The organism is Pantoea sp. CFCC18179 (assembly GCF_059412405.1).
In genome coordinates, this window is record NZ_JBNBPM010000001.1 from 758,803 (window position 1) to 782,074 (window position 23,272).

Annotated in this window: 16 protein-coding genes and 1 tRNA gene; 10 read left to right on the forward strand and 7 right to left on the reverse strand. The window is 48.3% G+C overall.

Annotated elements, in window-relative coordinates:
• Positions 1-29: 29 nt before the first annotated feature.
• Positions 30-314, forward strand: coding sequence for a 50S ribosomal protein L25 (gene rplY / locus ACPUC7_RS03570; protein ID WP_343553747.1), 285 nt, complete (start codon positions 30-32; stop codon positions 312-314).
• Between the two features lie 179 nt (positions 315-493).
• Positions 494-4,270, forward strand: a complete 3,777-nt coding sequence (locus ACPUC7_RS03575) for a S6 family peptidase (RefSeq protein ID WP_494921796.1) — start codon at positions 494-496, stop codon at positions 4,268-4,270.
• A gap of 36 nt (positions 4,271-4,306) precedes the next feature.
• On the opposite strand, the gene yejK is transcribed toward ACPUC7_RS03575, so the two are convergent.
• Positions 4,307-5,311, reverse strand: coding sequence for a nucleoid-associated protein YejK (gene yejK, locus ACPUC7_RS03580; RefSeq protein WP_494921797.1), 1,005 nt, complete (start codon positions 5,309-5,311; stop codon positions 4,307-4,309).
• A gap of 158 nt (positions 5,312-5,469) precedes the next feature.
• On the opposite strand from yejK, the gene ACPUC7_RS03585 reads away from it, so the two are divergent.
• From ACPUC7_RS03585 to ACPUC7_RS03595, 3 genes are all read left to right on the forward strand, one after another.
• On the forward strand, positions 5,470-5,697 hold the full coding sequence (locus ACPUC7_RS03585) for a YejL family protein (protein WP_343553751.1): 228 nt from the start codon (positions 5,470-5,472) through the stop codon (positions 5,695-5,697).
• Positions 5,698-5,719: 22 nt separating this feature from the next.
• On the forward strand, positions 5,720-7,474 hold the full coding sequence (gene yejM, locus ACPUC7_RS03590) for an LPS biosynthesis-modulating metalloenzyme YejM (RefSeq protein WP_343553752.1): 1,755 nt from the start codon (positions 5,720-5,722) through the stop codon (positions 7,472-7,474).
• Positions 7,475-7,545: 71 nt separating this feature from the next.
• Positions 7,546-7,622, forward strand: a tRNA-Pro gene (locus tag ACPUC7_RS03595).
• Between the two features lie 648 nt (positions 7,623-8,270).
• Here ACPUC7_RS03595 and ACPUC7_RS03600 read toward each other — a convergent pair.
• Both ACPUC7_RS03600 and ACPUC7_RS03605 read right to left on the reverse strand, forming a co-directional pair.
• A complete protein-coding gene (locus ACPUC7_RS03600) occupies positions 8,271-10,517 on the reverse strand; it encodes a DEAD/DEAH box helicase (protein ID WP_494921798.1) in 2,247 nt (748 codons plus the stop codon).
• 10 nt (positions 10,518-10,527) lie between these two features.
• Positions 10,528-11,409 carry a HamA C-terminal domain-containing protein gene (locus ACPUC7_RS03605; RefSeq protein WP_494921799.1) on the reverse strand — a complete coding sequence of 294 codons (882 nt, stop codon included), beginning with the start codon at positions 11,407-11,409 and terminating at the stop codon, positions 10,528-10,530.
• Positions 11,410-12,086: 677 nt separating this feature from the next.
• Here ACPUC7_RS03605 and ACPUC7_RS03610 point away from each other — a divergent pair.
• Together ACPUC7_RS03610 and ACPUC7_RS03615 are read left to right on the forward strand one after the other, a co-directional pair.
• Positions 12,087-12,290, forward strand: a complete 204-nt coding sequence (locus ACPUC7_RS03610; protein WP_343553764.1) for a hypothetical protein — start codon at positions 12,087-12,089, stop codon at positions 12,288-12,290.
• Between the two features lie 77 nt (positions 12,291-12,367).
• Complete coding sequence (locus ACPUC7_RS03615; protein WP_494921800.1) at positions 12,368-13,093, forward strand: 4'-phosphopantetheinyl transferase family protein; 726 nt, start codon at positions 12,368-12,370, stop codon at positions 13,091-13,093.
• 153 nt (positions 13,094-13,246) lie between these two features.
• Here ACPUC7_RS03615 and ACPUC7_RS03620 read toward each other — a convergent pair whose 3' ends face one another.
• The 3 genes from ACPUC7_RS03620 to apbE all read right to left on the reverse strand — a co-directional run bounded on the left by ACPUC7_RS03620 (position 13,247) and on the right by apbE (position 16,765).
• Positions 13,247-14,899, reverse strand: coding sequence for a multidrug ABC transporter permease/ATP-binding protein (locus ACPUC7_RS03620; RefSeq protein WP_494921801.1), 1,653 nt, complete (start codon positions 14,897-14,899; stop codon positions 13,247-13,249).
• Between the two features lie 175 nt (positions 14,900-15,074).
• Positions 15,075-15,716, reverse strand: a complete 642-nt coding sequence (gene alkB, locus ACPUC7_RS03625) for a DNA oxidative demethylase AlkB (protein ID WP_494921802.1) — start codon at positions 15,714-15,716, stop codon at positions 15,075-15,077.
• An 11-nt stretch (positions 15,717-15,727) separates the two neighbouring features.
• The gene (gene apbE / locus ACPUC7_RS03630) at positions 15,728-16,765 is read right to left on the reverse strand and encodes an FAD:protein FMN transferase ApbE (RefSeq protein WP_494921803.1); all 1,038 of its coding nucleotides are present in this window, start codon (positions 16,763-16,765) and stop codon (positions 15,728-15,730) included.
• A gap of 412 nt (positions 16,766-17,177) precedes the next feature.
• Here apbE and ACPUC7_RS03635 point away from each other — a divergent pair, with 412 nt between their 5' ends.
• Positions 17,178-17,339 (forward strand): hypothetical protein, encoded by a 162-nt coding sequence (locus ACPUC7_RS03635; RefSeq protein WP_343553770.1) that lies wholly within the window; start codon positions 17,178-17,180, stop codon positions 17,337-17,339.
• 119 nt (positions 17,340-17,458) lie between these two features.
• Here the strand turns inward: ACPUC7_RS03635 and ompC are convergent, their stop codons facing one another.
• Entirely contained in the window at positions 17,459-18,568 is a 1,110-nt protein-coding gene (ompC, locus tag ACPUC7_RS03640) for a porin OmpC (protein WP_494921804.1), read from the reverse strand.
• An 855-nt stretch (positions 18,569-19,423) separates the two neighbouring features.
• Here ompC and ACPUC7_RS03645 point away from each other — a divergent pair.
• Both ACPUC7_RS03645 and rcsD read left to right on the forward strand, forming a co-directional pair.
• A complete protein-coding gene (locus tag ACPUC7_RS03645) occupies positions 19,424-20,578 on the forward strand; it encodes an MFS transporter (RefSeq protein WP_494921805.1) in 1,155 nt (384 codons plus the stop codon).
• 23 nt (positions 20,579-20,601) lie between these two features.
• Positions 20,602-23,271: a phosphotransferase RcsD gene (rcsD, locus tag ACPUC7_RS03650; RefSeq protein ID WP_494921944.1), complete on the forward strand. Its 2,670-nt coding sequence runs from the start codon at positions 20,602-20,604 to the stop codon at positions 23,269-23,271.
• Position 23,272 lies beyond the last annotated feature (1 nt).

Genomic DNA, 23,272 nt, shown 5'->3' on the forward strand with positions numbered 1-23,272 from the left:
GTAGCAGGAACTATTGAAAGAGATATCAAATGTTCACTATTAACGCTGAAGTACGTAAAGACCAGGGTAAGGGTGCGAGCCGCCGCCTGCGTGCAGCAAACAAATTCCCAGCCATCATCTATGGCGGAAATGAAGCACCAGTCGCTATCGAACTGGACCACGACGCCGTAATGAACGTGCAGGTTAAACCTGAGTTCTACAGCGAAGTGCTGACCATCGCTGTTGATGGTAAAGAAATCAAAGTTAAAGCTCAGGCGGTACAGCGTCATCCGTTCAAGCCAAAACTGCACCACATCGACTTCGTTCGCGCTTAATCGCTGAATGAGTTGATGATAAAAGGGCCGGTTGCGAAACCGGCCCTTTTATTTTGCCTACTATTTAACCCTCGCCTGTTTTTGTCTTAAATCATTTAAGACCGTTCACCTGGCAGCCTAATTGACGAACTGAAATCATGCCGCCCTTAATTCAGGGACTCAGTGTCAAAGGAAATCTTGTGAACCTTACTCACCTCGCGTGCTTCGCTACGCTGTTTGTCAGCTTCTCTTCGTCGTCAGGCATTTTACGCCATGACACTCAAGTGCAGGATTATCGCGATTTCGCCGAGAATCTTGGGAAATATCGCATCGGTGTCAGCAATATTCCGGTGTATAAGAAAAACGGTGAACTTGACGCCGTGCTTCCATTTTCTATGCCCGATATGGGCAGCGTATCTCGTCGAGGGTTTGCTGGGTTGATCGCCCCTTCGTATGTTTCAAGCGTCCGTCATGTTACCTCACTGGGCAGCGTGTTTTTTGGTGGGCAATCAGCATTTTCCCCACGCTATATCTTTATAAACCGTAATGAAGTTGATGCAGTCATCGATCAGGACTATATGCTGCCGCGTCTGAATAAAGTGGTGACAGAGATTGCACCGGTTGAACGGGTTGAGAGTGGCGAACTTCGAGCAGGTATAGGGACACGCTATACGGCATTTGTCCGCGTCGGTGCAGGGTATCAACGCCAGGTTAACGATCAGCTGGATGGTCTCAACGCTCTAGCCGGCGCTTATGCATGGCTTTCCGGCGGTACAATCAATCCCGATATCATCACCACAAAACCTAATTATCTTTATTGGATTCAGTACAGTCCCGACGACCCGCGTGCATCACCTCTTTCTAACGCTTCCCAATCCGGTGACAGCGGTAGCCCGGTTTATGCTTATGACGCAATTGATAAAAAGTGGAAGCTGGTCGCTGCAAATCAAGGGCGCACCGTTGTAAAAGATAATTACGGTACGGAAACCCGCGCAACGCTGATACCGGATGGCTATTTCGATAGCATCGTGGCGGCACATGTTTCTCCCGATGTAACAGACGAAGATGCTAGTCGCCCCATTTACTGGAACAGTGGCGCGATTAATCAAGGCCATAAATCCTGGGGCTGGCAAGGTTTGGCAGAGAACTTCCGTCATCTGGCACCGGCGAAAGCCAGCCTAAGCGAGTTGGATGCCAGCAAGGATTTACGTTTCAACGGCGCCGGTGGCGACATTGTGTTAACCGATGCAGTGAATTTGGGCGCGGGTAAGCTGCAATTCTCTAACAACTACACAGTAAAATCTGCTGACGGTGCCAACGCCACTTGGGTTGGCGGCGGCGTTGAGGTTGATGCCAATCAGCGCGTGTTGTGGCAGATCAACGGATTAGCGGATGACAACCTGCATAAAATCGGTGCCGGAATCTTGCATATCAACGCGACGGGCATTAATGCCGGTGGCTTGAATGTCGGCGATGGCACCGTGATCCTCGATCAACAAGCGGATGACAAGGGCAAGCGCCAGGCTTTTTCACAGTTGTATATTGTTAGCGGCCGCCCGACGGTGATCCTGAATGGTGCTGACCAGGTTGTTGGTGACAATATCTTCTTTGGTTATCGAGGTGGCAAACTCGACTTAAACGGCAACGCATTGACCATGCGTACCATTAATCATACCGATGCCGGCGCGATCCTGCTAAACCAGAATAAAGAGCGCAACACTAACCTTACGTTAACCGGGTTCACCGCTAATGATGTCGCCATTAAAGAGTGGCAAGGTAACAATGCGGCTGGCGTTATTGGCGATATTTATGAGGATTACAATTCCAACTCGAAACGCATCGAATATTTTCAATTAAAAACGCCAACCTACAGCTGGTTTCCAACTAATCAAAAAGATAATAGCTATTGGAAATACATCGGTTTTGATGCGCAGGCAGCACAAGCCTATCGCGCGTCACAACTCAATCAACTGGTCTATCGCGGTTACATTGGTGCCAACCATCCTGACGTAGTGAATGGTGGCTTCGAGATAAATTTTTCACCGACATTGAATGATACTCGGCTGGCGTTAACTGGCGGAATCAACCTCAACGGTAATATCAACGTCAATAGCGGCACGCTGCTACTTTCGGGTCAACCGGTGCCACATGCGGGCGGCGTGGAGATTGAAGATGATTGGTTTGTTTCACGGTTTGCAGCCAGCAATGTGGTCATCACGAATAACGCACGCTTCCAGATTGGCGAATATGCTCAAGTACAAGCCGACATTCAGGCGGGCGATCATAGCCAACTGCTTTTAGGTTTCCAGCCGGATGGCAGCGCTGAACAACAAATTCTGCGTTGCACTGCGCCCATTTACAGTAGTGTGGGCTCATGCAATTCAGCTCAGCGTAATGCGCAACAACTCCACAATCTTCCAGCCAGTTTGCTCCATGGCGACATTACGTTGGGTGATCAGGCTGAACTCTATTTGGGTAAGATCGATTTCCGCGGTGCAATCACCGATCGTCAATCGTCGCATGTAGTCATGAGTGATTTGGCGTTTTGGAACCTCAACGCAAGCAGCCGCATACATCGTCTGAGTGCGCAAAAAGGGGGTATTATTTCTTTCTTACCTGCGGCGGATGAAGTGTGGAGCCCAAAGCAACTGCGCGTTGAACATCTGACAGCTAATAATCTGCAAATTGGCTTGGGCATTGCCCCGCAATCAGGCCTAAATGACAGCCTTTACATTGATCAAACCACACAAGGCAGCGGCAACACCATCGACCTTGGTTTTATGCTGGATGAAAGCTTCCCTGAACGAATTCCTCGAAACCTCATCCTGCTTGATGCTCCTGGCGGAACAGCGCATAACTTCTTCACTCTACCCGCCTTAAGACGTGGTTTTTCACTTTATACGCCTGACTATCAAGTGGTTGAAGATCAAGGCCGAGTTAAATGGGTGATCGCTAAAACACCCGATGTCATCACGCCACCGGAACCGGTGATTGATCCCGTCCCAGAGCCAGGCAAACAACCCGATCCCGAACCTGAAATTAAACCCGATCCTGAAAGTAAACCAGGCGCGGGCAAGCCGGAAGATTGGTTTAACGTAAGTGATGATCAACGGTTAGTAAAAAACACTCGCACACTGCTCTCTTCACGTCAGTATCTCTTTAATGAAGCAGTAAGTTCATTTAATGATCGCGCACAAATACTGCATGACGATGCTGAACTGCACGGTTCCTGGGTAACGCTCAGCCAGCTTCAGGACAATATAAACCAACAAACGTTAGAATTAGGCATTGACCAACATCGCGGTGCATCGCGGTATGGCATTGTTGCAAGCTATGGAATGGGCAAGACAAACAACGATGGTCAAGCCAAACATACTCTCACCACCCTGGGTGTTTACACCAGTTGGCTAAACCAAACAGGTTGGTTTGTCGATGCCGCAGCACGCTATATGCGTTTACATCAGGAGCTGCATCTTGACCCCGTATTGGGGATTAAAAATGACAAACAGCGCAGCGATATGGTCGCTGGCAGCATTAAGTTAGGCCATACATTTGATGTTGTTACACCGTCGTTGACGCTTTCACCCTATCTTGAAGCCAGTGTGGGTTACTTGCCGCGTTACAGCCTGCAAGGCGAGGATGCGGGGATTGCGATAAGTGCCGCAATGCCGTGGTCAGTGTCTCCTGGCATTGAGATTAAAAAGCAGGGATTGGGTGCGGCGTTACCGGGCATTTCATTGCGCGCGGGAATAGCAAAACAGTATGCGCCGGGCAGCAGCCATTCGACACTAACGCTGGAGGATCGTCATAGTCGCCGCGTTTACAACGCCTGGAACGATAATCGCTATCGCCTTCACATTGGGATGGAAGGCGCGCTCAGCGATAACTGGTCTCTGCACGTTGGTGCAAAACACAGCAGCGGCGGACAGTTCCGCCCGGATGCAACCTTGCAAAGCTCACTTAATTACGCGTTCTAACGAAAAAGCCGGGAACTCACGTTACCCGGCTTTCACTTATTTCCCGCTGGTGCGGCGCTGCAACTGATCGCGCAGATTCGGCGGCGTGCCCTTAATCGTCAAAGTATCCGTGGTCGGATCCCAGAAGATGCGCTCGCCCAACAGCATGGCATCAAAGTTTAAGGTCAATCCACCGCCGCTGCCGGCAAACTTGGTTAACTGGCGCAAGGTGCTACGATCCGCCGGGAAAGTCTCTTCCAGCTCGTAACCCTGTTCCTGAGTAAAGGCCTGGAAGGTTTTTTCACCCAGCGGTGGCAGTTCGCTAGAAAGATCTTCCAAGGCGATCTCTTCGCCCGCTTGCAGCTGTTCATTGCAGTAGCTGTAAACCTGCTGACGGTAGTTCTGACGCTCATTTTTATCGAGCTCAGACTCCGCACAATAATCATCAACCGCTTGCAGCAAGCCACGGTTCTGCGCTTTGGTGTCGAGACCGACGCTGGCGCCAAGGAAGTCCATGAAGAAATCAGCCACTTTACGACCAACACGACCGCGCAGGAAGGTTAGATAACGGGTCGATTCCGGATTGGTTTCCCACTCGGTGAGATCAATACGCGCTACGATATCGGCATGATTAATATCGAGATAATGGGTGCTGCTGATATCAAGCTGTTCGTTGACGCGCATACTGGATTGGCTGTTCAGCACCGCAATCAATAAATACTCGACCGCCAAATAGCGATAGTGCAGGAACAGCACCACGCCACCGTCGGCAAACGGATATTTACCTAACTCGTCGCGTAAACGTCCGGTCGCCGCGCGGCTAAAGGCCAGAAAGTCATCTTCCCCTTTGCGGCAGTTACGCAGCGCATCGGCCAGTTCGCTCTCTTCATTAAACAAGCCGTACGCTTTGCTTTTCGCGCTGTAAACCCGATGCAACTCTTCCGCCATCTCTTCAACCGCGCGGGTTGCCGGCAGCAAGGTGTCGCGCAGGACCAGTTCCAGCTGGTTTTCATCACGTTTAACTAACTGATGCAGGGCAATCTGGTCGATATCCAGACTCATGGTAGACTCTCCTTTAAGCTCAGGCGCGTATTCAAACACCGCCCGCAGCCGCTTTCAACTCCCAGCACAAACTGATCGCTCTGCTTGCGATAAAATTGCGGAAAAAAGTGCGTTGTTACGGTAATATACCGCCTTTTCACCCTTGATTAGACGACGATATGCCACAATCATCCCGCTACAGTGACGAACGCGTGGAAAAGCTCCTCGCAGAGATGGCGCAGATTCTTGAAAAAGACAAAGCGCCAACCGACCTTTCCCTTATGGTGTTGGGTAACATGGTAACTAATTTGATCAATACCAGCGTTTCGCCGGCCCAGCGCCGCAGCCTGGCACGATCTTTCGCGGATGCGTTGCAGTCTTCCGTACGCGACGATAACGCTCATTAATTGGCAGATTTGACCTCATAATATGGTAACCAACCGACAGCGCTACCGCGAAAAAGTCTCCCAGATGATCGGCTGGGGGCATTGGTTTGCCCTGTTTAATATTATCTTTGCCTTTATTTTAGGCAGCCGCTATCTGTTGGTCGCTGACTGGCCTGCTTCGCTTGCGGGTCGCATTTATGCATTCACCAGTTGGATTGGTCATTTCAGCTTTATCGTCTTCGCTGCTTATCTGTTGATCATCTTCCCGCTTACCTTTGTGGTGATGTCTCAGCGCTTGCTGAGGGTGCTATCGGCGATTATCGCCACCGCCGGGCTGACGTTGATCATGGTTGATAGCGCGGTGTTCAGCCGCTTCCATTTACACCTGAATCCGGTGGTATGGGAGCTGGTAATCAACCCCGATCAAAGTGAGATGGCGCGCGATTGGCAGCTGATGTTTATCAGCGTGCCGCTGATTTTCCTTGTCGAAATGCTGTTCGCGACATGGAGTTGGCAGAAGCTGCGCAGCCTTAATCGACGCTCGTTTGGCAAGCCGCTGGCCGCACTGTTTATCTGCGCCTTCTTCGCCAGCCATCTGCTGTACATCTGGGCCGATGCTAATTTCTATCGCCCGATTACCATGCAGCGCGCCAATCTGCCGCTCTCCTATCCAATGACCGCACGCCGCTTCCTTGAGCGCCACGGTTTGCTGGATGCGCAAGAGTATCAGCGCCGCCTGGTGCAGCAAGGCGATCCAGAAGCCTTGTCGGTGCAATATCCGCTGAGCGACATTACGTTCCGTGATGCCGGTACGCGTCACAATCTGCTGGTGCTGACCGTCGATGGTCTGAACAACGCCACGGTGGATAAAGCCCTGCCCGCGCTCAATCAATTCGCCAGCGAAAACGTACGCTTCACCCAGCACTACAGCGCCGGATTGCAGCCGGAAAAAGGCTTGTTTGGCCTGTTCTACGGCATCTCGTCCAGCTATATGGATGGCGTATTGGCCTCACGCACGCCGTCAGCACTGCTGAATGCCTTGAATGCGCAGGGCTATCAATTTGGCTTATTCTCGTCGAATGGCTTCAGCGAACCGCTGTATCGTCAGGCACTGTTAGCCGATTACTCGCTGCCGCAGGCGGATACGCAACCGAATAGCACCACCGTCACGCAATGGCAAAACTGGCTAAACGGCCAGAAAGGCAATAGCGCACCGTGGTTCTCATGGGTATCTCTGAACGGTGTCACGGTGAATGGCGATAATGTGAAAACACGCCAGCGCAGTTACCTGCGCCAGGCCGGCAGCGTGGATGAGCAGATCAGTGCGGTGCTGCAAACGCTGCAACAACGCGATTTGCTGAAAAATACCGTGGTGGTGATTACTGCTCAGCGCGCGATTAATCTGGATGGCAATGATGACAATCCAGGCAATCGCGCCACGCTGCAAGTGCCGTTGGTGGTGCATTGGCCGAATACGCCAGCGCAAACTATCGATCGTCTCACCGACCAGCAAGACGTAATGACCACGCTGATGCAGCGCCTGTTGCATGTGCGTACCAACGCGGCGAACTACTCGCAGGGTGAAGATCTGTTTGCCGCGCAACGAAGTCATGATTGGGTGGCGAGCAGCGAAGACAGTAAGCTGGTGGTGACCACGCCAACCGTAACGCTGGTGCTGAATAACAATGGCAGTTATAGCGCCTACGATGCGCGCGGCAATAAGCTGAAAGATCATAAACCACAGTTGGCGCTGTTGTTACAAGTGCTGACCGAAGAGAAGCGTTTTATCGCTAACTGATTAATAATGATGCAGTTAGCCGCTGCTTATATTGCAATCGTACGCGGAAACAGTAATATTCTTTGCACGTTCGGCACGTAGCGCAGCCTGGTAGCGCACGGTCATGGGGTGTCCGGGGTCGGAGGTTCAAATCCTCTCGTGCCGACCAAAATACTCTAATAGGTCAAGGGGTTAATCGAAAGGTTAGCCCCTTTACTCTATGTCCTTTTTTTGCACATGTGCAATCCCCTACTGCACACACTCCTTTGTCTATATCCCTCCCCATGAGAGTAAGTAAGATGGCTGAAAACCTAAAATCTCAAAAAGTGTGTGGAACTAAAACGGGTGTGACTACAAATTGTCTTCTCCCATATCGCTGACATAACTGTCGTTACGTATGCCTCATGGTTAGGAAGATTGACCCAGTTCTCATCGCAGCCCTGTTCCCAAGAAAAAAGATTGAATCTGAGTCCTGTGGCGCTTAGCTGGGCAAGACTACAGATATCGGTAATAAAGACGCGAGGGGATTATTGTAACGTTAAGTCATCTTCAATGCTGTCGACCCACTCAGCCTTAAACAAGGCACGATTTCCACTGAAAATCTTTCTCATGTATCCGCTAAGCCCGAGCTTTCCTCTTGGGTAGGCCTTGGCTCAAAAAGGAGTAATATTGCCCAGAGTTCATTGAGCAAACCGTTTAGAGTGATTTATTCAAATATTTTGTAGTTCTTAATGTCCAGCCATGTCTTTACGGCTTTGATGTGTTCTGTGGTCAAGTTTCAGGCCCCATACCCCATTATTTTAAATTTTTAAATCCATTAGACATATTTACAAAATATTTTATACTCAATTTCGCTCAGTCTGGACTTAACCTGCCCTCTGAATTTATTAAACACCTCTTGGACTTCTTGAAAACTTTCACAAGAAATAAAAAACTCCGAAAGTTTACCAATCATCTCCCTAGGTATCCCAGCATCTCTCAAGATTATTTCGTGATTCTCATTAGTTCCATATTCGAGCAATGCAACTATATAATCTAAATTTAGTGGTTTTTTATTTTTTTCAATTGCAACAAAATTAAATATCACCTCGAAAGCTTTGAAATAACGAGGCCATATAAACTCAAAGTATTTTGTTATTGTATCAAATGTAAGTCTAATCCTTGCATTTTCATTAGGGCTTAAATATTTCATCGTGCTTGAGTTTAGTAATGCATGGAAAGATGGTTGTTGATATATATAGTATTTAGTTAAATCTAAGAGGATTTTTTTACCATACTCACTATTATCATTATTGAACCTTTGTCCCTTATTATTTTCAGTGAATAAGTAATCATAAATCACACTTAAGATCGCTTCCGTTTTGTCTAATGTAGGTCTCTGTGAGGTGTAGTGATAAAGTTCAAAATTGCTGATGCTTCTCAAATGATTGATCAGTGCTATCTGACCCGTTATGCTTACGAACTTATTTTCTTTCAATAATGCAAGAGGAATTTTTTGCTCATTCAATAACTGTACAAATTTAACAAAACCCGCCTTTTGTTCATCTGTAATATCTCGTTCTTCTAACTGTACTAAAGTTTCCATGTTGGGCGTTGAACTATCTACAAATTCTATTTCAACATTGGTGGCTTCATCTAATTCTTTCTCTACTTTTTCAAAATAGAATACCCTTCCAAGAAAGTGACGCATAAACCTTCCTGCTCGCCCCTCAATATTTCTTCTATCTAAGTTAGCTAATGGCTCACCATTTCCAATTTTTAAGTCATATAAAATAACATTTTTTGCCGTTGAATTTACACCTTCCGTCAAAGACGTGGTGCAAAAAAGATACTCCAAATTTCCTTCTGATGAGTTAAATTCATCTATAATTAAATCTTGAATATGTCTTGGCATTGCTCCATGATGGAATGCAACACCTCTTTTTAAACATTCGTTTAGAGACCATGTTTTAGAAATGTTTTGCTCCAGATAATTTATCAACTCTTGGTTGAACGGAACTAACGGTAAATCTTCTAAAAACTTTTCGGCTAACTGTTCTACATATCTTTTCTGATAGCGATAAATTAAAAACTTACCGTCGACATTGCTTTTTCGTGTAACTCTTAACAAGTTTTGGTATTTATCGCCTATTATTTTTAAAGCGACACCTTCAACGTCCTTTGTTCCACGTGAATTTATACAGTCAAATTCATAGTAATCCTTTTGAACTATCTCAAGGTCATATTTCAACATTGTAATATTGAATTTTTCGCGAAACTTCTTACTGAAGTCATTTATGTAAGGACCTATAAGATATAAATCAGCACCACTTTTTGTTAATCTATATAAAACATCCGCAAAAACTCTGAATCTTTCATCATTAAGTTTGTAGTCTGCCTTGTAAACTTCATCCATTACAAAAAAATCTATTTCCAGCTTAGGGTTATCCTGAATAAGCACGCTCATACGTTCAGGGGTTAAAACAAGAATATATTTATTCTCACTACTTACTTTTATTCTAGATGACTTTGATACAAGATATTCAGAGTTGAATTCATTTTTGAAGTCATGGTATGCTTCAGATAACAACGATATAGTTGGCATTATTATCACAATAACTTTGTAGCTATTATGTGATATAATCTCTCTGATAATTCTTGTTTTACCAAAAGAAGTAGGAGCGCTAACTATTAAACGTTTGTTCTTTTGAAAGGAGTTAAATATTTCCTTTTGAGGCTTCGTTAAGGTTGTTTCTGATTTTGAACTTGTATAAAACCCTCTTAAAAAGATATCCTGTGGCGACATATCTGGATTGTAATTTATTTCATTACTTGAAAGCATATCATCATACATAAATATTCTGGATTTGACGATGCAATCGTGAAGTAACTGCTGAATCATTCTATCCTTGATCTTTTTATCCGCTATAAAGCATATTAACTTCACACACAAGTTATAACTCTCAGAGTTATCCAGTTCTTTATAAATACGAATGAGAGCATTCTCTATTCTCTCAAAATCAGGATGGTCTTTATTTTTAAATAATTCATAGAGATCAATTTCGACATCGTAAATATTTTCCATAATATTCCTCTCAGAACCTCATCGCCATTTCTACCATTTCTATTTTTTCTTTTAATTCGGTTACGCTTTCGAAAGGGAAAAGAAAAAACACCAACCTAATATTGTTATCTTCAGGCCATGTCTTTTTATAAATAGCATCAAAATGAGATTGCAGTTCCTTTTTCACCTCGGAAAGAAATGGTTCACTTTTAATAGATGTATTTTTATCTCCATTGCGTGAAGATATATATTGGCTATCGTAAGTAAGCAATACCGGAACGGCTATATCGATTGAGTCAAGTGATTTTCCACCATCCACATAACTTTTTAACTTGTAATACGCATTTTCATCTAATGATTTATTGATTTCAATCTCTCCGCCAAGCAACCTCAACTCACTCTTAATTCTATTTTTATCACCTATATGCTCTGTGAGTGATTCAAATGCTGAAGATATTGCATTACTAAGCGTTTTATGAAACTTTGCTTCCCCTAACCATAAAGTAACTTTTTCTTCATCTAATGAAAAATGAGCGCAGTCAAACCCTTTAATTTGTTCTCTTGTAGTTGACCTTAAACGTGCTTTTGTAACAAATTTAGGGACATCATAAAAGATACTCAGAATTAGATATAAAAGAAGCTCACCATAATCTCCTTTTGACTGCTTTCTTGCATCAGAGATACGAGTGAAACTCCTTCGATGCAACTCTGATATTTCTAATTCTTCCAGTTCACTTTGTGTTAATGAAAAGTAAGGTACGACATCTCTTATGAGACCAACTAGATCATTTTGCCTATAGACTCCCTCTTCAAAGTCTAAAGTGAATGCACTATCGAGAACACCGCAACCTTTGAGAGGGATTTCATACTTGAAAATCTGGTTTTTTGTCCTTAATTTCAACATGTTATCCATGTTTGCTTCCCTTAATAAACTATATGCTTGTTTGTAAATGCATAAGAATTACTTTACAGATTAGGATTTTATCAATATCAGATGCAATAACAAGGCAAGAAATTTTCGACAACCACGCCAAAGTGAAACTTTACTTTATATTCATTAATTTCAATTAGTTACAATCTTAACACAACAATCTTTTTTTACCCTATCTTCCATTTATAAATTCTTTTTATTTTCCTTATGTTAATCGATTATTTCATGCTGGCCTTATGACCAACATTTAATACATGCTTTGCATATTATCGATAACGAGATTATAAAGAATATTAAGGCATATTAAGTAGGAATTTATTTACTAAACTCGTACATAACAAAAATTTAAATCACTTATTCAAATCCTCTCGTGCCGACCAAAATCCTACGAAGAAGCAGCCTTTATGGCTGTTTTTTTTTGCCTATCATCCCACCGCCAAACGCCTTATCCCTATACTCAGCCAATAATTACATTCAGATTATTGCCAACCCCACTCCAATTCCTGGCTTAAAATCAGTAACTTACCGAAAGCAATTCAAATCCACCACGATCACATTTTCAGATAAAAATGACATCCATTCATCAAACTGAAACAAAATTGTCACAGAATTCTCTTACTCTATCTTCTCCGTTTTTTCCTTTTACGATGGAAACCGTTATGGTCATCAAAGCAAAAAACCTGCAGGACGCGGAAGAACTGCTGCACTCGGGTATCAACAAAGTGGAACTGGCTTACGATATCGGCAGTGACGACTTCTTCCGTCTGGCCACACGCTGGTGCGATCGGGGCGCTCGCATCACCAAAGGCAATCAGCACTTCGTGGTGCAGATTAAAGGTATGTCGATTCCCCCGAACCGCTAAAAGTGAGTGAGCCCCTTTGGCTTGCTCTCCATCCGGCTGACTGGTAAAACAACGTTTTCCGTCAGCCGTGATTTTTTATGTTTCCCTGCCAAACACCACTTACTCTGCCCTCTTCCCCCTTCATCCGTGCTGCTGGCATTACGCAGGACACGTTGCCGATCGCCTGGTGTCAGTTCGATCAAAATCAATGGCACGCTGAATTGCATCAACATTGGCAAATGCCGTTGCCGCTAGCCCTGCAAAGCGCAGTGACCAAACGCAAAGCCGAACATCTGGCGAGCCGCTGGTTGGCGCAGCAAAGGATGGCGCAACTCGGTTTACCTGATTTCGTGCTGCGCAACGCCCCCGATCGTTCACCTTTGTGGCCCGCTGGCATTCAGGGTTCGCTTTCGCATTCACGCGATTGCGTGGTGTTGGTTGCGACAACCGAATCGCTGTGTGTCGGCGTGGATGTTGAACAGATGATGAGCGAGGAAACTGCGCTAGAAACCGCCGAACTGTTGATGAACACTGCTGAAAAGCAGCGCCTGCATCACCAGCCATTGCCCTTCGCGCATGCAGCTACCTTGCTGTTTTCCTTGAAAGAGAGTGTGTACAAAGCGCTGTGGCCGCAACTGCATCAGCCGATGGATTTTGTTCAGGCGGAAATAGTGGATGTGGATCTCAATCAAGGCCGCGCGCAACTGCGGTTAAAGCAGGATTTTGGTAAAAATTTTGATCAGCAAACGCTGTTACAGGCGCAGTTTTGGCTGACTGAGACGTGCGTGGTGACATTGCTAACGCATCCTTTGCCTGGACAATAAAAAACCGGCCCAGAAACTAACCTGAGCCGGAGACAATAATAGACGACATAGTGTTCCAGGGACGCAGAAACGAGGATTCCTGCTAACAGCGACTTTAGCGGCTATCCAACCTCTTGCCCAATAAGGCTTTTTGCTAAGCTTTGCCAGCTAACATCAATGGCCGGTATCGGTGCGTTGCACTGCATCCAGCGTCGCCATTTCACGCTCGTTGCCGGTCAGTTCACTCAGTTGGCCTTCGCGCATCTCCAACAAACGATCGGCGTGAATAAAGTAGTGATCGTCGTGGCTGATGGCGAACACGGTTTTACCCGATTGCTGCAACCACGGCAGCAGTTCGCGATAGAAGATACGGCGGAAATGTGGATCCTGATCGGCGGCCCATTCATCAAGGAGCAAAATATCGCGCTCTTCCGCCGCCGCCAGCAACAGCGCGAGGCGCTTGCTCTGCCCTTTCGACAGTTGCAGATTCAGCACTTTGTTGCCTTCCAGCTTGAGTTTATCCTGCATTTTCAGGCGCTCCAGCCATTGCTGCACCAGCGCCGGATTGGCCGGTTTGCCTTGATCGCTAATCAAGCGATCAAACAGATGAACGTCGGTAAATACCGCCGAGAAATGTTTGCGATAGGCATCGAGATTGTGCCAATCCACCACGTTGCCATCCAGCAGTAAGCTGCCAGACTGCGGTTGATACAGACCAGTGAGCAACATCGCTAAGGTTGATTTACCGCTGCCGTTGCCGCCAATCAGGAACACCAATTCGCCGCGCCGCAGGGTGAAATTGATCGGTCCGACCTGGAATCCGTGTTCGCCATAGTGGAAACAGACATCACGCAACTCCAGCGTTTGCCAGTCGCTGACTTTCGGCAACGCTTTAAATTCCTGCTCATACGGCGCTAATTCAAAGGTGTTGAGTTTGCGGAATGCCACTTGCGCACTTAGCAAGGTAGGCAACGCGCCGACCGCCGCCAGCAGTGGTGTACGCAGGAACAGCAGCGTCAGTGAATAGGTCGCCGCCACCGCGGTATTCGCCCAGCCGAGAGCATTCGCCATAAAGAACACGATGCCAATCGCGCCCAACATCATGATATTCGACCAGTTTACCGCGCTGAGGTGGAAGGTATCGGCGCGCACAATGTGATGGCGATAACTTTTGGCATTTTCCTGGTACACGCTGTCGTAAATCAGCTGCGCACGCTCGCGGTTCAATTGCAGCTCTTTGCGCCCTTCAATAATGGTCTGGAAGTCGCGATAGAGATCGTCTTCAACCTCGCGCAACTTTGCCATGTGTTGATAAACGCGAGACACCAGCAGCCAGCCGCCGACTAAGGTTACCACCAGCCACAAACTGGTGATCAGCAGCATTTTCGGTGACAGCCAGGCCAGATATAGTGCCGATCCGACGGTGATAATGATGCCTTGAATCAGCTCGGGCAAACGCACGAAGGCGATGGTGATGGCACGCACATCGCTGGTGAGACCGGCCAACAACTGCGCATTGCCGATTTGTTCGATGCGTTCGACGCGGGTGTCGAGGATGCGTTTGATAAATTCGCCGCGCAGACGCCAGACAAAATGATGGCCGAGCATGGTCAGCGCCAGCTGTGAACCGAGCGTCACCGCCATCAGCAGGAATAACTGGCCGAGGAAGTTCGGCAGCACGGAAATCGAGGTGTTGACCGCGACGATCAGCTCATTATTGATATAGGCAATCAGGCCGATGCCGAGCACCGCGCTTAACAAGGTGAGAAGAATGACACCAATAAAAGGCCAGCGGTACTGGCGGTAAACGACATGCAGCAAAGCCATCAAAAAATTCCAGCGGTCAAGAAAGCAGCCTGCAGTTTAATGTCGCCGCGGTTGATAGCAAGAATAATTCTCATCTGACATTAACGTTTATCACCGCACGGTTTCGTAGCGGCGCAAATTATTGCGCGATGAATCGCGCCACTACGAAATTGTGCACTTTGGAAATCCATTATGGCTAAAATGCGCGGCGGAAAGTCAGGTTATAACGAAATGCGCCAGCCTGCGGATGAATACCCGCTTTGAGCGGCAGAATGCCGTGATAACGCAGGCGCGAAGGTCCGCCCCACACCACGATATCGCCGTGTTCCAGTAACACGCGTTGTGTTGCATCGCCGCGTTCGAAACCACCAAACTGAAACACCGCGGGTAATCCCAATGACACCGAAACTATTGGCTGGCGCAGATCTTTCTCATCTTTGTCCTGATGCAAAGTCAGTTTAGCGCCGGGTTCGTAGCGGTTAATCAAACAAGCATCGGGATTGAAACCCGCAAATCCCGTCTCACGCGCGCAGCTCTGCGCCAGCTCACGAAACAGCGCGGGCATCGGCGGCCAGTGATGTCCGCTGCTCGCATCCTGTTCAGTATATTGATAACCGCGCGAATCGGTTGACCAACCAAAATCGCCGCAGTTGGTCATCGCCACCGACATGCGATGCCCGCCAGGCGTGATGCGATGAGCAAAGGGATTCAAGCCAGAGATTTCGTGAATCGCCGCCAGCAGCGCATCGCCCTGATCGCGTGCGCGACGTCGCAAGATCACCGCGCCATCCGCCAGTGGTTCCTGCCACGGTGCTTCGTCGCTAAATAAATCCAACATCTGCGCCTCCTTTACTGTGATTGCGGATCGATCAGGAAGGATTTGAACTGCGGTGACATCCAGTGCGTGAAGCCATCGCCCTGTTTACTGATCAAATAGACCGCCAGATGCTCCTTCAGCGCCAGCGCTTGGGCACGTTCGCTGCCGAGCACCATCAAGCCGGTATCCCAGCCGTCGGCTTCCAATGCAGTGGTGGCAATCACGGTGGCGGAAACCAACTTGTGTTCGATTGGCCTGCCGGTTGCCGGATCGATCACGTGCGAAATGCGTTTGCCGTCCAGTTCATAATAGTTGCGATAACTGCCGGACGTACTGATGCCGTGACCTTGCAAATCAACGCGCGCTTCAACCGCATTTTCACGATCGGTGGGTTTCTGGATCGCTACGCGCCACGGTTGTTGGCTGGCATTCAGGCCACGACTGAGCACCGCGCCGCCCACTGAAACCAGATAATTGGTGATGCCTTGCTGCTCCATCAAGCGTGCCAGATGATCGGTGGCGTAGCCTTCACCCATGGTCGAGAGATCAACGTATAAACCGGGTAAATCTTTTTGCAGCCATTGACCATCAACGCCCTGCATCACACGCAGATGCTGTAAACCGGTCAAGGCTTTGGCAGTGGCGATCTCAGAATCTGTTGGCGTGTGCGCTGGCTGCTTGGTTGGGCCAAAGCCCCACAAATTGACTAACGGACCGACGGTGATATCCATCGCACCATCTGTTTTCTTACCGATACGTAGCGCCATGGTGACAATATCTGCCATATCAGCGCTGACCGGCTGCGGCGCACTGCCCTGATATTGATTGAAATGCGACAATACCGAATCATTTTTCCATGTCGATAGTTCGCCGTCATCACGATCTAATTGCTGCTGAATCAGCTGCTGCAATTCGGCTTTGTGCTGCGGATCAACACCCGCCAGACTCACGCGCCACACGGTGCCCATGGTTTTACCTTCCAGCACCAGCGCTTGCTTAACATCATTTTTGTCGCAGCCACTCAAACCCAAAGCCATTAAGCCAATCAGCAGAATATTCTGAAAACGCATCACTTCCTCATATGTAACCTAGTGCTTCAGCCGATGACAAAGCATAACTCGCTTGTAAAAGCGTCTAAAGCTGCTTGAAGTTGGTTAAGCACTGACACAGCATAGAACGTTCCTGCAACGTCATAGCAAGTCATAACTACAGGAGCAAAAGATGGATTATGTCATTCTTGTCGTAAGCGCTGGACTGTTTATCTATGGCGGCATCAAATGCTGGCAGAACTATCGCCACCGTCCGATACAACAGTACCCTGCACGTCGACGTTAATTTTTTGCACCAGAAGAACATCATCCTGCACCGCTTCAGCGCTGGCGCAGTGTAGCAAAATCACACAAGGTCGCGTGGCGCTGAGAGCGGTGTTGTGGCATGAATTCTGCATCGTTGAGGGGGAGTTGAACTTCAGCGAGGTGCAGAATGGAAAAGAGTAAAACCCAAAACAATAAATGGCAGCACTGGTTGAGTTTCTCGGCGTTTACGCTGGCGGGTGTGGCGATGGAGGGGGCTTTGTTTAACAATGCGAATGCGCCAATGACGCAACCCGCGCCAAAAGCAAAAAAATGGCGTTCTGTGCAGTGAAATGAATCGTTAATTCACCACGCAACGTCTAAGCAAGCGCGATCTATCGCGCTTTTTGCGTTTTTATGGCTTGGGATAAAACGGGAGCGCGGCTGGCAAGCCACGCTCCATCATCACAATTAGAACTGGTAAACCAAGCCCAGCGCTACGACGTCATCGGTGTTGATACCGGCTGCGTCGGTGAAGTTGTTGTCATCCAGCAGGTTGATTTGGTAATCAACATAGGTAGACATGTTTTTGTTGAAGTAGTAGGTCGCACCCACATCAACATATTTCTTCAGGTTCTGGCTGCCGTAACCTTCGATATCGGAGCCGCGAGAAGAAACGAAGGCCAGAGACGGACGCAGGCCGAAGTCGAACTGATACTGTGCCACCAATTCCCAGTTATCTGCGGTGTTCGCATAACCGTAAGCGGTTGCGCTGCTAGAACCGAAGCGCGTGGCGTTGTAAGAACGGGTGTACATCGCAGCCAGGTACACGTTGTTGGCGTCATATTTCAGACCACCGGTGTAGGCTTCTGCTTTGTCACCGCGACCGAGGATGCCCGGCGCGTTGCCGTTCTGGTTGTTGGTACGGTCAGACTGGAACATCGCTGCACCGATACCGAAACCTGAACCCAGATCATAGGTAGTGCTCAGGCCGTAACCGTCACCGTTCTCGCCCAGTACATCACGACCGGAGGAAGATTCGGTTGGGTTGTCGTTTTTACCTTGATACTGCACCGCGAAGTTCCAACCATCGACCAGGCCGAAGAAGTTGGTGTTACGGTAGGTCGCCAGGCCATTGCTACGCTGGAACATGAAGTTGTCCGCACCGTAGGTATCGCCGCCGAACTCAGGCAGGACGTCAGTCCATGCGCCGATGTCGTACAGTACGCCGTAGTTACGGCCGTAATCGAATGAGCCAGCATCGCCAAATTTCAGACCAGCAAAACCAACACGGGTAAAGCTGTTGGCAGTGCCTTCACTTTCAGCAGTGTTCAGTGCGGCCTGATATTCCCACTGGCCGTAACCGGTCAGTTGGTCAGCGATCTGAGTTTCACCTTTGAAACCGAATCGCAGGTAAGACTGGTCACCGTCTGAGCCAGAATTATCTGAGAAATAGTGCAGACCATCGACTTTACCGTAGAGGTCTAATTTGTTGCCATCTTTGTTATAAATTTCTGCTGCGCTTGCTGATCCTGCTACCAGCAATGCAGGGATCATCAGGGAGAGAACGCGACGATTCATTTTATTACCCTCTTTAATGTGCCTTTATTTATGCCACTGCAAACTGAACGATTAAAAATTCAGCCGGCAAGCCATTGTTGTTTTATGTTGGGCAATAATCTATCACGAAAATGCTACTAAATTTCCAAAACTGTTTCATTGTATTTAATAGTTATTTCAGGATGTAAATTTCGGGGAACTAATAACCAGCACAGATCGATAAAAAATATCGCACTTATTGACAACATAAAAATAATTCATTTAAAAACAACCCACTACATTATTTTCTTTTTCGCACTGAATGACAAAACCTCTTGACGCCCTGAGCATACAATTACTCCCGCTATCATCATTTATTTCATTATTACCTTCATTCACCCCGAATGAGTTGTTTTACCCTAATTCCCGCCGGACATGATTGTCCGGCATTTTTTTGCCTGCTATTCCGCTAAGCCAATCTATATTCCGTAAAGTTAATTGCATGGGTTAAATTAACTCAAAATGAGTAGCGCATTATTTGCCGCTTTTCGCACATTTTGTTCAATCGTTAGCCGTAATACGATAATGTTAATTTCTGCCTGCAACAAAGATTGCTGGAATATTGCACGGATCATTTTATTTAATTCTCTCCCGAAATTATTTTCCATTATTCAGCCAATTATGCCGATGCCTCATGCTGAATTCCTGACCGCTTTTAATTTCACTTATGCGCAAAATACCAGGAAAGTTCTGGAAAAATTCAGCGCCTATTAAAAAATCGGTAAGATGCCGTGGTTGAGTGAGCACTATGCGGGATGATTATCGTCTGAGACGCAGTGTGTAAGCCGCTTTGATGCTAAACTTCGACGCTTTACTAGATAATGAAAAATAACGTTTATGACAGCACTGGACGCCGCACAGCACAATAAATTGCACCATCGAGTCAATCTTGGGACCCGCATCGTTTTCCTCATCGCCGGTTTAGGCATGTCCGCATGGGCACCGCTGGTGCCGTTTGCCAGTCAACGTTTAGCGCTCAGCGGCGCGTCGCTCGGCGGCCTGCTGCTGTGCTTGGGTATTGGATCGCTGGCGGCGATGCCGGTAACCGGCGGTTTGATCGCCCGTTTTGGTGGCCGCAATGTGATGTTGTGCTCCACCTTAATTGTGCTGGCCGTATTGCCGTTACTGGCAACGCTTGATGTGATGTGGCTGATGGCGGCCAGCTTAATGATTTTCGGCGCTGGCCTCGGCACGTTGGACGTGGCAATGAACGTGCAAGCTGTAGAAGTAGAAAAAGCCGCGCGTAAGCCGATGATGTCAGGTTTTCATGGCTTCTTTAGCCTCGGCGGGATTATTGGTGCCGGTTCAGTCAGCTTGTTATTGGGCAGCGGATTGACGCCGTTGCAGGCGGTTGCGGTGGTGATGGTGTTGATTGTGCTGCTGCTGTTGTGGAGCTTGCCAACCTTAATGACGGAGCGCCTGCATCAACCCGATCAGCCGTGGTTAGTGATTCCACGCGGTTGGGTAGCCTTTCTTGGTCTGCTGTGTTTTATCCTGTTTCTCGCTGAAGGCGCGGTGCTCGATTGGGGCGCGCTGCTATTACTGCAAAGCCCATCAATGAGTGCAGCCCATGCCGGTTTAGGCTATGCGGTGTTCTCAGTGGCGATGACTATCGGTCGTTTAACCGGCGATAAAGTGATTCAGCGTTTTGGCCGTTATCCGGTGATGTTAACCGGCGCGCTAGCCGCCGCAACGGGCATGACATTGGCGGTTCTGCTGCCGTGGCCGCAAGTGGCGTTACTGGCATTCCTGCTGGTCGGTTTTGGTCTCGCGAATACGGTGCCGATGTTGTTCAATGCTGCCGGGAATCAACACGATATGCCATCAAATCTGGCGATTTCGGCCATGACAACATTGGGCTATGCAGGTATTCTTTCAGGTCCGGCTTTAATCGGATTAATTTCCCAATGGATCAGCCTGAGTGGCGCATTTTTACTGATCGCTCTGCTGCTGCTGGTCGTTGCTGCCAGCGCCCGACGGGTTGCGCGCTAATTCCATGATCCTGAGACTCTATGCTGCCTTATAAATTTCCGCTGACATCCGGCAACGTAACGCGCTTTTTCGTGGTGTTTAGCCTCGTACTGTTTCTGGCGCTGGGCGCGATGGTGCATAACAGCGTCAATGCGTGGCTCACCGAGAAGCGCTATGCGATGACCGATTTGGCGCGCGCGATGCAAAAGCGTATCGACGCATCGCGTTTCGCTACCTGGCAGATTTATGAAAACCTCGCCACCAGCGCGGCGGGATCGACGCCAAATAGCAATCTTCAGGAAACCCGCCTGCGCCCGGATGTCTATTATCTGGAAAAAACCCGCCGCAAAACCGAAGCACTGATCTTTGGTTCACATGACAGCAGCACGCTGGATATGACCATGCGCATGTCGAACTATCTCGATACGTTGTGGGGCGCGGAAAATCCAACCTGGTCGATGTACTTTCTGAATGGTCAGGACAACAGCCTGATCATGATCTCTACCCTGCCGCTGAAAGACATGGCGACACGCTTTAAAGAGAGCGCGATTAACACGCTGGTTGATAGTCGCCGCGCCGAGATGTTGCAGCAGGCCAATGCGCTGGATGAACGTGAAAGTTTCTCGCCGCTGCGCCATTTTGCCTGGCAGAACGATCACTATTTTACGCTGCGCACCACCTTTAATCAGCCGGGCCATTTAGCCACCGTGGTAGCGTTTGATCTGCCGGTTAATGACTTGATTCCGCGCAACATGCCGCTGGAAAACTTCCAGTTGCGTCAGGACGTCACCCAAACCGCCAGTTCCGCAACCACCACCAACACCGACGATGCCAGCAGCGAGAGCACGCATGTATCGCTGGTGAATCCTAATCTGGAAATTGCCGCGTCACTGCCAAGCACCTCACTGCAACTGGTTTATCGCGTGCCGCTGACCAGTCTGGCGCTGGACACGCTGCATAACCTGATGTGGCCTTTGCTGATCAATCTGGTTCTTTTATTGTTATCGATTGCCGGCATCACGCTGCTGCGTCAGCAATCGCTGCGTCCTAACGAGAACCAGAGCGCCGAACTCGATTCGCTGCGCATGCTGAATGAAGAGATTGTCGCCAGCCTGCCGGTCGGTTTGCTGGTGTACGACTTCGCTACCAACCGTACTTTGCTGAGCAACAAGATTGCTGAACATCTGTTGCCGCACCTGAATTTACAGAAAATCATCAATATGTCCGATCAGCATCAGGGCGTATTGCAGGCGACGATCAATAACGAAGTGTACGAAATTCGCCACGCGCGCAGCGTGTTATCGCCGCATACGCAGCTGTTTATGATGCGCGATCAGGACCGCGAATTATTGGTGAATAAGAAGTTGCAAAAAGCGCAGCAAGTGCTGGATCGCAACCACCAAATGCGTCAGCAGCTAATGCACAACCTCGGCCACGCCTTGAATCGTCCTTTGCAAAGTATGGTGACGCAGTTGGTGCAACTGAGTCAGCGTGATGATGACGAAAGCGTGCTCGACCTGCTGGACGAGAGCCAGGGCTTGGCGCGTTTGGTGGATGACATCGTGCTACTTAATCGCCTTGAAGCACATGATTGGTCGCCGGATGCCAGCGTATTTAATTTGCAAGATATGCTGGATGAAATCGCATTGGAAAGCCTGCCGCTGATGCGTCGTAAAGGCCTGGCGTTGGTGGTGAACAATCACTTAGCTAACGACGAAATGCGCTTTGGCGATCGTCGTGCACTGCGTAAAGTGCTGACCACTTTGATGCATTATTCCCTCACCACCACGCGCTGGGGCAAGATCACGCTGGAGATCAAAACCAGCGAAGATAAGCCGAATCAAGTGCTGCTGCAATTGGTCGACACCGGCTCAGGCTTAAGCGTGGATGAACTGGCGAATGTCGATTTCCCTTATCTCGGCGAAACCACTCAGGATCGCTTCGGGCAGGCTTCTGGCATGGCGTTCTTCCTGTGCAAGCAGTTGTGTAAGCAGATGGGCGGCCAGTTAGAGATCATTGCCAAGCCCGATATTGGCACGCGCTACAACATTCAACTGCCGCTGGCGTTAGAACAGCAAGGCGAGCAGGAAGAGAAGTTGCTGGAAGGCGTCACCGCATTAGTGGATATCGCGGTGGAAGATGTGCACAAAATTGTTTGTCGCCACCTCGAAAATTGGGGAGCGAAATGCCTGACCTCAGACGAACGTTTGACCGGTCAGGATCATGATGTGTTGGTAACAGATGATCCGGCTCGCCTTACGGGCTGGGCGCTGTTATTGGCCGGTGACGAAATGGGTCACCACGCGTTGAACGATCAGCAATTCCGGGTCAATTTCAATCTCAGCAATGCGCTGCTCGATGCACTGCTGGCCCTGATTGAAAAGCAACTTTCCCATGATTTGTTAGAAGAGAGCAACGAAGATGAAGAAGCCACGCCGCTAATGAGCGGAGGCTATTTCCAGCTGTTTACCGAGACAGTACCGCCAGATGTGAAGAGACTGTATACTGAGGCGGCGGAAAAGGATTACCCTTCGCTTGCTCAGACAGCACATCGCCTGAAAGGCGTGTTTGCCATGCTCAATCTGGGGTCAGGTAAACTGCTTTGTGAAGCGTTAGAACAACACATTAAAGTATGTGACGATTTAACCATTAAAAATACCACCAGTGAAATTGACGCTTACGTCAGTAAACTGCTGCAGCAAGGTAACCAATAAG